The sequence below is a fragment of the Streptomyces sp. NPDC058646 genome, from assembly GCF_042716875.1.
In the GTDB taxonomy this organism is placed as follows: domain Bacteria; phylum Actinomycetota; class Actinomycetes; order Streptomycetales; family Streptomycetaceae; genus Streptomyces.
In genome coordinates this window covers 85534-94859 of record NZ_JBHXRK010000030.1, presented here as the reverse complement: position 1 = coordinate 94859, position 9326 = coordinate 85534, and the positions used below count along the sequence as shown (strand labels likewise).

The window sequence follows — 9326 nt, the reverse complement described above, 5'->3', positions numbered from 1 at the left end:
GGCGAGAGGCCCGGATGTCACTTGATGGAGTCGTTTGTACCCCTTTGAGGGGTGTGGTCCGGGCCACTTCTACCCTCGGATTCGAAGGCCACGGGTGCGTCGAAGGCAGCTTTCCGCGTCGCCCGCCGCAGTGCCTTCAGCAGCGTGGCACCCAGGGAGAGCGTCAGGACGACGGTCAGCGCGGCCCGGCCCAGGTCCCAGCCCACCGAGGTCGCCAGGCAGTACGCGACGAAGCGCGCCAGGTTCGCCGACACCGGCTCCCCGGGGTGGAAGGAGATGCCCTGCCCCATGCCCTGCAGGATCACCCAGCCCTGAAGGTTCATGATCGTGCCGTACGCGAACGAACCCACGAAGCCGTACGCCGCCAGCATCAGCAGCTCCGCCCGGCCCCGGATCCGCTCCGGCCCCGGGAGCAGACCGGCGCCCAGCGAGAACCAGCCGAGGGCCAGCATCTGGAACGGCATCCACGGCCCGACGCCTCCCGTCAGCAGGGCGGACGCGAACATCGTCACCGAGCCCAGCACGAAGCCGAAGCCCGGCCCCAGGACGCGGCCGCTCAGCACCATCAGGAAGAACATCGGCTCCAGGCCGGCCGTCCCCGCGCCCAGCGGCCTCAGCGCCGCCCCGACCGCGGCCAGCACGCCGAGCATCGCCACCGCCTTGGAGTCCATCCCGTCATCGGCGATCGTCGCCACCACCACGGCGACGAGGAGGGGCAGCAGGGCCGCGAAGAGCCAGGGGGCGTCCTGGGAGTGGGCGAGGCCGGACCGGCGGTCGGCGAGCAGCGGCCAGCCGAAGGCCGCGATGCCGATCAGGGTGACCAGGACCAGGGCGGCCGCCGCCCGCGGGCCGATCCTCACCGGGCGGCTCACGGGGCCTCCGCCGCTGACAGGGCCGTGGCGACCTGGCTCACCGTGAGCCAGTGGCCCGGCGCCAGGATCTTCGCCACCTGCGGCGCGAAGGCGGGCGAGGAGACGACGACCTCGGCGGTCGGGCCGTCGGCGACGACCTCGCCGCCCGCCAGGATCACCACGCGGTGGGCCAGCTCGGCGGCCAGCTCCACGTCGTGCGTGGCCAGGACGATGGCGTGGCCCTCGGCCGCCAGGGTCCGCAGGATCTCGATCAGGCGGAGCTTGGCGGCGTAGTCCAGGCCGCGCGTCGGCTCGTCGAGGAGGAGCAGCGCCGGACGGCCGGTCAGGACCAGGGCCAGGGCGAGGGCCAGGCGCTGGCCCTCGGACAGGTCCCGCGGGTGGGTGTCGTCGGGGACGTCGGGGAGCAGGGCCGAGACCAGGTCGCGGCAGGTCCCGGGGGCCGCGCCGGCGTCCGCGTCGGCCGCGGCGCACTCGGCCGCCACCGTGTCGGCGTAGAGCAGGTCGCGGGGCTCCTGCGGGACGAGGCCGACGTGGCGGACCATCTCCGGCGGCGGGGTCCGGTGCGGGGCCCTGCCGCCGACGGTCACCTCGCCGGTGGCGGGGGCGACCGTGCCTACCAGGGCCGAGAGCAGGGTGGACTTGCCGGCGCCGTTGCGGCCCATCAGGGCGACGGTCTCGCCCGCGGCGACCGTGAGGTCGATCCCGCGGAGGGTTTCGGCCCGGCCGCGGCGTACCCCGAGGTTGCGGGCCTCGGCGACTTCCCGGCCGGCGGCTGCGGGGGCCGGCCTGCTCCGGCGGAGCCGCGCCGCGTCCTGGCCGGGGGCTGCGGGCGGGGCCGGCCTGGTCCGGCGGAGCCGCGTGAAAAGGCCGGGGCGTACTCCGCCCCTGGGTGCTCCGCCCCCGGACCCCTGGGAAGCGGGCGTGAGGGTCGGTACGGACGGAGGGGGTACGGGGTTCCCCGGAGCCGGAGCCGGAGCCGGAGCCGCAGCCGGGGGTGCGGCGGCAGCCGACAGGCGGGCGCGGAGGGGGGTGGACAGCCGGCGGGCGTCGCGGACCGAGAGGGGGAGGGGGGACCAGCCCGCGAGGCGGCCCAGGGAGACCACCGGCGGGTGCACCGGGGAGACGGCCATGATCTCGGCCGGGGGGCCGAGGACGGGGGCCGCGCCCGGCGAGGGCAGCAGGAGCACCTGGTCGGCGTACTGGACCACCCGCTCCAGCCGGTGCTCCGCCATCAGGACGGTCGTCCCCAGGTCGTGGACGAGCCGCTGGAGGACGGCGAGGACCTCCTCGGCCGCCGCCGGGTCCAGCGCCGAGGTCGGTTCGTCCAGGACCAGGACCTTCGGGTGCGGGGTCAGGACCGAGCCGATCGCGACCCGCTGCTGCTGGCCGCCCGACAGGGTGGCGATGGGGCGGTCGCGCAGCTCGTTCAGGCCCAGCAGGTCCAGGGTCTCCTCCACCCGGCGGCGCATCACGGCGGGCGGAAGGCCCAGGGACTCCATCCCGTAGGCCAGCTCGTCCTCGACCACGTCCGTCACGAAGTGGGCCAGCGGATCCTGTCCGACGGTGCCGACCACGTCCGCGAGCTCGCGCGGCTTGTGCGTACGGGTGTCCCGGCCGGCCACCGTCACCCGCCCGCGCAGGGTGCCGCCCGTGAAGTGCGGTACCAGCCCCGACACCGCCCCCAGCAGGGTGGACTTGCCCACCCCCGACGGGCCGACCAGGAGCGTCAGCTCGCCCTCCGGGACCACCAGGTCGACGCCCTGGAGGGAAGGCCCGGCCGCGCCCTGGTAGGTCACCGACACCTGTTCGAAGCGGATCACTGCGAAGCCTCCTTGGGCGGTACGGGTGCCACGAAGGCGGGAAGCAGGCCGATCAGGACCGCCGCCGCCGGCCACAGCGGCAGCCCGGGGACGACCAGCGGGACCACGCCCGGCCGCATGGCCTGCGGATCGGTGCCGGAGAACCAGATGGCCAGGGCGGCGACGGCCGCGCCCGAAGCGGAGACCAGCCAGGCCCGCGCCCCCCAGCGGTCGGGCCGGTAGCGGGTCCGTACCGAGCGGCGCCCGCCGAGCCGCAGCCCCGCCAGGGCGAGGACGAACCCGATGCCGAGCACGGGCAGCCCGTACGCGGCGCCGTCCGCGGCGAGCAGCCCGTACGTGCCCGCGCACATGCCGAGCAGGCCGCCGAGGGTGAGGACGTTGGTGGTGTGCCGGACGGCCGGCGGGACCTGCGCGGTCCGGCCGTAGCCGCGCGCGTCCATGGACGCGGCGATGGCCACGGACCGCTCCAGCGCGCCCTCCAGGACGGGCAGGCCGATCTGGAGGACGGCCTTCACCCCGCCGGTGGGGCGGCCGCGCAGCCGGCGGGCCGTCCGCAGGCGTACGACGTCGGCGACCATGTTCGGCGCGAAGGTCATGGCCACGACGACGGCGACCCCGGCCTCGTAGAGGGCCGCGGGAAGGGACTTCAGCAGCCGCGCCGGGTTCGCCAGGGCGTTCGCGGCGCCGACGCAGATGAGCAGGGTGGCCAGCTTGGCGCCGTCGTAGAAGGCGAAGACCAGCTGCTCGGCCGTGACGCGGCCGCCGAAGCGGATGCCCTGGGCCCAGGCGGGCAGCGGCACTTCGGGGAGCGTGAAGAGGGTGTGCGACCCGGGGATGGGGGAGCCGAGGAGCATGGAGAAGACCAGGCGCAGGCCGATGACGAAGAGGCCGAGCTTGACGAAGGCCCCGTAGGAGCGGGCCCAGGGGGCGTCCGTGCGGCGGGCCGCGACGACGTACCCGGCCACGCCGACGATCAGGCCGAGGAGGAGCGGGTTGGTGGTGCGGGAGGCGGCGGTGGCCAGCCCGAGCGCCCACAGCCACCACGCCCCCGCGTGCAGGGCGTTGGCCCGGGTCGCTGCGGGAGGGACGTACGGGGTCCCGTGCGGGGGGCCGGGCCGTACGCGGCGGCTGCGGCGGGACGGCGGTGCGTCACCGCCCGCGGCTGCGACCGTGCGGAGCCCGGCCTCCGGCCGGTCCCGGTCCCGGCCCGTACCACCGGCCGCCCGCGTCCCGCCGGGCCCTGCCGCCCCCTGGGGGCCGGCGGGTGGCGTGCCGGGCGGGGTCGGGGTGGCGGCCGGGGACGTCATCGGGTGCGGCGGCGGGACTGCCAGACGCCGGCCGCGGCCAGGGCCGCCACCGCCGCGATGCCCGCCAGCAGGCCTGCCGACGGGCCGCCGCCGTCGCCCTCGGCCCCGGCTCCGGCCGTGGCCGTGGCCGGGGCTTCGGTGCCGGTGCCCGGCTCCGGGGCGGCGACCTGGTCGCCGCAACCCTGCTTCGGGTAGCCGGAGATCGCGCACAGCAGCGCCGAGCTGTTGTAGCGCAGCGGCTTCGCCACCGAGGCCAGGGCCTCGGCCGTCGTGGCGTCCTGCGGGACCTGCGCGCACACCGTGCGCGGGGACTCCTGCGGCGGGGCGTCGCCGGCCGGGGCGTCCTGCGGCACGCCGAAGTCGACGACCAGCGCCACGCGCTTGCGGCCCGCCTCCGGGGCCGTGCCGGAGCAGACGGCCGCGAAGTCCGCCGCGGCCCGCGGCTGGACCCGCTCGGTCGCCTCGTCCCGGCTCACCGCGAAGCGGAAGCCCTGGACGGAGCCGTCCGCCGGGCGGGCCGACGAGGGGCCCGCAGTGGCGTACTTCCACGTCCCGTCGCCCGCACCGTCCCAGAACGACCAGTAGCGGTAGCCCGCCGCCATGGCCGGGGCGGCGGCGGCCAGCAGGGCGGCGAGGGCGACGCCCAGGAGGACGGCGAGGGCACCGGAGCGCCCGGACGGACGGCGGCGCATCAGAGCTCGTTCTTCTTCCGGCGGCCGCTGAGCAGGATGCCGATGCCGACGCCGGCCGCGGCGCCCGCGCCGATGATCCACCAGATGTTCTGGCCGCCGGAGGGCTTGTCCTGCTTGCCGTCGACCTCGGTCGCGGCGGTGTTCGCGCCCTGCGGGGCAGGGCCGGTCGCGTTCAGGGCGGCGACGAGGTCGGTGCCGCCGAAGGACTTCGGGTCGGTGCCGGTCGCGTGCGCGGCGAGGATCAGGGTGCCGAGGCCGGCCGGGCTGCCCTTCGACCACTCGGCCGAGTTCGTCTTGAGCCACTCCAGCGCGCCCGCCGCCGACTGCTTGTGCCCGGCCGCGGCCAGGGCGATCACCGCGTCGGCGGTGTTGCCGGTGTCCGGCACCGGCTGGTCCGAGCCCGGGGTGACGGCCGTCAGGTGGCCGTCCTTCTTCAGGGCCTCGGCCAGGTAGCCGGCCGCGCCCTGGGCGGCGCCCGCCGGGTCGGTGGCGCCCGCCGGGCAGGCCAGCGCCGTCGCCGGGGAGTCGGCGGCGGCCGGGACGACGACGGCGCCCTTGCCGAGCCCGGCCAGGGCGGCGGCGGCCGTCGCGTCGGCGTTGGCGAGCAGCTTCCCGTCGACGGGCTGGTAGGCGAAGGCGCCCCGGTCGGCGGCGGGCTCCGCGGAGCAGCCCAGCTGGAAGGGGAGCAGACCCTCGTACGCGGACCTGCCCGCCTTCGAGCGGACCTCGGCCGGCTTCTCGCCCGCCACGGCCAGTGCGCTGATCACCAGGGAGGTGGAGTTGGCCTCGCTGGGGCTGCCGGGCACGTAGGCCCAGCCGCCGTCCTCGTTCTGGACGGACTTCAGCCAGTCCACGCCCTTCTTGACCGTCGCATCGTGGCCGCCGAGCGTCTTCAGCGCCTGCACGGCCATCGCGGTGGCGTTCGTGTCGTACATCGTCTTGTCGTCGCACTGCGCGGCGGCGTCGGCGCGGAAGGAGGCGTAGCCGCCGTTCGCGCACTGCTGGGCGGTCAGCCAGTCGACGGCCTGCTGGGCGGGCTCGAGGCCGGCGGTGTGCTGGGCGAGCAGGGCGACGGACTGCCGCCACACGCCGTCGTAGGTCGGGTCGTTCTTGCCGAACAGCCCGGAGGGGATCACCGGCGGGGCCGAGGGGGAGGCGGGCGGCGCGGTGTCGGCGAGGGCGGCGGGGGCGGCGCCCACGCAGAGCACGGCGGAGGCGGCGAGCGCGGCGGCGCTGCGACGGACGTTCATGGGGGCGGGTGCCTCTCGTGCTGGGGAGCGGGAGGCAGGCACGCGCAGGCACCGGGCTCCGGCTCCGTTTACCTCGACGGTGCCGACCGCCGGAGGACCCGGCGGCTCGAGCCGCGCACCTCCGGTACGGGGCATTCCGGCTTCCCGTCCGGGCGGTGCCGGAAGTGGGTCACGGTTGCGGGTCAGCGCCGGATCTGCACCGGCTTCCCCCCGAACGGAAGTGTGGACGACGGGTTCACTGTACCGGCCCACGACCGCGGCGCCGGGTGGTGCCGGCCGGGGGCGCCCCTTACCGGACCCGGCCGCGGCCCGGCCCTCCGGCTCCTACAGCGCCCGGTAGGTGACCGGGTCGCTGCCCGGGACCGCCTCCGCGCGGCCCGTCTTCACCAGCCGCCGCAGATGGGCCTCCGCTTCCGAGACGGCGATGGTGCGGGAGCCGTGCGGGATCTGCGCCCAGGGCCGGTTCCACTCCATCCGCTCCGCAAGCCCCCACGGGGTCAGCGGTTCGGCCAGCAGCGCCCACAGCCCCGTCAGCCGCTCCTCGTGGTGGTCCAGCAGTTCGCGGACACGGGCGGGTGCGTCGGTGAAGGCGTGCTGGTGTGCGGGGAGCACCTCGGCCGGGCGGAGGCGGCCGATGCGTTCGAGGGAGTCGAGGTAGTCGCCGAGGGGGTCGGTGACCCGGGTGTCCTCCGGGTCCTCGTACAGGCCGATGTGCGGGGAGATCCCGGGCAGCAGGTGGTCGCCCGAGAAGAGCCGGCCGTTGCCGGGGAGGTTCGCCGGGTGCTGCTCCTCCAGGTGCAGGCAGACGTGGCCGGGGGTGTGTCCGGGGGTCCAGACGGCGCGCAGGCGGCGGCCGGCGAGGGGCAGCAGCTCGGCCGGGACGATCTCCCGGTCGGGGACGGCGGCGCGCAGGCCGGGCAGGGTCCGCATCCGGCCGCCGGTGCGGGCGGCGCGCAGCGGGGCGAGGTGTTCCTCGGGGGCTCCGGCGGCGGCGAGCTTCCCGGCCATGTAGTCGAGCCAGACGCCGGGCTCGGCGGAGCGGGTCCGTACGACGACCTCGGTGTCGGCGGCGTGCATGGCGATCCAGGCACCGGAGGCCTCCCGGACCCGGCCGGACAGGCCGTGGTGGTCGGGGTGGTGGTGGGTGATGACCACGCCGTGGACCTCGGAGACCGCGATGCCGAGGGCGCCGAGTCCGGCGACGAGGGTGTCCCAGGACTCGGGGTCGTCCCAGCCGGTGTCGACGAGGACCGGGCCGCGGCCGGTGTCGAGGACGTGGACGAGGGTGTGCCCGAGGGGGTTGTCGGGGATGGGGACCTTGATGCCCCACACGCCTCCGCCGTGGTCGGTGACCTGTGGTGCCGGGCGGGACGCGGCGGAGCCGCTGCCGGTGTCCGCTCCCGCTCCCCCTTCCCCTCCCGTGGCCGGGCCGGTGTCCGTGGCCGAGGCGGTGGCCGTGTCCCTGTCCGTGTCCTCTGGCATGAGGCTCCCCTGTCCGCTGACGAGAACTTGTTTCAGTAGTAGCCCAAGTCGACCATCATCGGGGCTTCCTGACCAGTCGTTGGATCTTCCCGTCCGTTCCGTCCCGGCCGTGGACTCCTCTAACTAGAACTGGTATCAGTTCTGCAACGCCAAGCCGCAGGAGGCCTCAGCCATGACCGAGCTCGTGGAACACGGACAACTGTTCATCGGCGGGGAGTGGACGGATCCGCTGGGCACCGACACGATCAGCATCGTCTCCCCCCACACCGAGCAGGTCATCGGCTCCGTCCCGCACGCCTCGAAGGCGGACGTCGACCGGGCCGTCGAGGTGGCGCGCAGGGCCTTCGACTCCGGGCCCTGGCCGCGGATGACCCTCGACGAGCGGATCGCCGTCGTCTCCCGGATCAAGGACGCCATCGCCGTCCGGCACGAGGAGATCGCCCGCTCGATCAGCTCCCAGAACGGGTCCCCGTACTCCTGGAGCGTCCTCGCCCAGGCGCTCGGCCCGATGATGGTCTACGACGCCGCGATCACCGTCGCGCGCGCCTTCCCCTACGAGGAGCACCGCCAGGGCGTGCTCGGCCCGATCCTGGTGCGCCGGGAGCCGGTCGGCGTCGTCGCGGCCGTCATCCCGTGGAACGTGCCGCAGTTCGTGGCCGCCGCCAAGCTCGCGCCCGCGCTGCTCAGCGGGTCGACGGTGATCCTCAAGCCCTCCCCGGAGTCCCCGCTCGACTCCTACATCCTCGCCGACATCGTGCGCGAGGCCGGGCTGCCGGAGGGCGTGCTGTCGATCCTGCCCGCCGACCGCGAGGTCAGCGAGTACCTCGTCGGCCACCCCGGCGTCGACAAGGTCGCCTTCACCGGCTCGGTCGCCGCGGGCAAGCGCGTCATGGAGGTCGCCGCGCGCAACCTGACCCGCGTCACCCTCGAACTGGGCGGCAAGTCGGCGGCGGTCATCCTGCCCGACGCCGACCTCGACACCGCGATCGCCGGGATCGTCCCCGCGGCCTGGATGAACAACGGCCAGGCGTGCGTGGCCCAGACGCGCGTGCTCGCCCCGCGCAGCCGCTACGAGGAGGTCGCCGAGGCGCTCGCCGCCGCGGCCGGGGCGCTGGTGGTCGGTGACCCGCTGGACCCCGCGACGCAGCTCGGGCCGCTGGTGGCGCGGCGCCAGCAGCAGCGCTCGCTGGACTACATCCGCATCGGCCAGGAGGAGGGCGCGAAGGTTTTGGCGGGCGGCGGCCGCCCGGCCGCACTGGAACGGGGCTGGTACGTCGAGCCCACCCTCTTCGGGGACGTGGACAACTCCATGCGGATCGCCCGTGAGGAGATCTTCGGCCCGGTCGTGTGCCTGATCCCGTACGGGGACGAGGCGGAGGCGCTGCGGGTCGCCGACGACTCGGAGTTCGGCCTCAGCGGCAGTGTGTGGACCGGGGACGTCGAGCACGGCATCGACTTCGCCCGGCAGGTGCGCACCGGCACCTTCAACGTGAACACCTTCAGCCTGGACATGCTGGGCCCCTTCGGCGGCTACAAGAACAGCGGCCTGGGGCGGGAGTTCGGGCCGGAGGGCCTGAGCGAGTACCTGGAGCACAAGATGATCCACCTGCCCGCGGGCTACGAGGCCGGTGCCTGATGGGCGACCGCTGGCAGGTCGAGGTGGACCGCGGGGTCTGCATCGGCTCGGGGATGTGCGTGAACCACGCCCCGGAAGGCTTCGCCCTCGACTCGGCCCGCCAGTCGCGCCCGCGCGCGGCGGAGACGGACGCGAACGAACCGGTCCTGACGGCGGCGGAGGGCTGCCCGGTCGAAGCCATCGTCATCACCCTGCTGGGCACGGGGGAGACGGTCTTCCCGCCGGAGGACTGACACCGGCCGTACGGGCCCGGGCGCCCGGCCCCGT

Annotated in this window: 8 protein-coding genes and 1 riboswitch; of the genes, 2 read left to right on the top strand and 6 right to left on the bottom strand. The window is 75.4% G+C overall.

Annotation, left to right across the window (positions count from 1 at the left end; translation table 11 throughout):
- Nucleotides 1-17: 17 nt before the first annotated feature.
- The 6 genes from ACFWUZ_RS29990 to ACFWUZ_RS29965 all read right to left on the bottom strand — a co-directional run bounded on the left by ACFWUZ_RS29990 (nt 18) and on the right by ACFWUZ_RS29965 (nt 7423).
- The gene (locus ACFWUZ_RS29990; RefSeq protein WP_384379752.1) at nt 18-923 is read right to left on the bottom strand and encodes an ECF transporter S component; all 906 of its coding nucleotides are present in this window, start codon (nt 921-923) and stop codon (nt 18-20) included.
- The gene (locus tag ACFWUZ_RS29985; protein WP_384379731.1) at nt 869-2692 is read right to left on the bottom strand and encodes an ABC transporter ATP-binding protein; all 1824 of its coding nucleotides are present in this window, start codon (nt 2690-2692) and stop codon (nt 869-871) included. Before ACFWUZ_RS29985 ends, ACFWUZ_RS29990 begins: the two co-directional genes overlap by 55 nt.
- Nucleotides 2689-4023 (bottom strand): energy-coupling factor transporter transmembrane component T, encoded by a 1335-nt coding sequence (locus tag ACFWUZ_RS29980; RefSeq protein ID WP_384379749.1) that lies wholly within the window; start codon nt 4021-4023, stop codon nt 2689-2691. The genes ACFWUZ_RS29985 and ACFWUZ_RS29980 overlap by 4 nt, the downstream gene beginning before the upstream one ends.
- Entirely contained in the window at nt 3996-4691 is a 696-nt protein-coding gene (locus ACFWUZ_RS29975; RefSeq protein ID WP_384379728.1) for an SCO2322 family protein, read from the bottom strand. The genes ACFWUZ_RS29980 and ACFWUZ_RS29975 overlap by 28 nt, the downstream gene beginning before the upstream one ends.
- Entirely contained in the window at nt 4691-5941 is a 1251-nt protein-coding gene (locus ACFWUZ_RS29970) for a prenyltransferase/squalene oxidase repeat-containing protein (protein ID WP_384379725.1), read from the bottom strand. Before ACFWUZ_RS29970 ends, ACFWUZ_RS29975 begins: the two co-directional genes overlap by 1 nt.
- Before the next feature lie 129 nt (nt 5942-6070).
- A riboswitch (cobalamin riboswitch) is annotated at nt 6071-6151 on the bottom strand.
- A gap of 114 nt (nt 6152-6265) precedes the next feature.
- Complete coding sequence (locus tag ACFWUZ_RS29965) at nt 6266-7423, bottom strand: MBL fold metallo-hydrolase (protein WP_384379722.1); 1158 nt, start codon at nt 7421-7423, stop codon at nt 6266-6268.
- Nucleotides 7424-7595: 172 nt separating this feature from the next.
- Between ACFWUZ_RS29965 and ACFWUZ_RS29960 the strand changes: the two genes are divergently transcribed.
- Both ACFWUZ_RS29960 and ACFWUZ_RS29955 read left to right on the top strand, forming a co-directional pair.
- Nucleotides 7596-9059: an aldehyde dehydrogenase gene (locus tag ACFWUZ_RS29960; protein WP_384379719.1), complete on the top strand. Its 1464-nt coding sequence runs from the start codon at nt 7596-7598 to the stop codon at nt 9057-9059.
- Complete coding sequence (locus ACFWUZ_RS29955) at nt 9059-9292, top strand: ferredoxin (RefSeq protein ID WP_384379716.1); 234 nt, start codon at nt 9059-9061, stop codon at nt 9290-9292. Before ACFWUZ_RS29960 ends, ACFWUZ_RS29955 begins: the two co-directional genes overlap by 1 nt.
- Nucleotides 9293-9326: the final 34 nt, after the last annotated feature.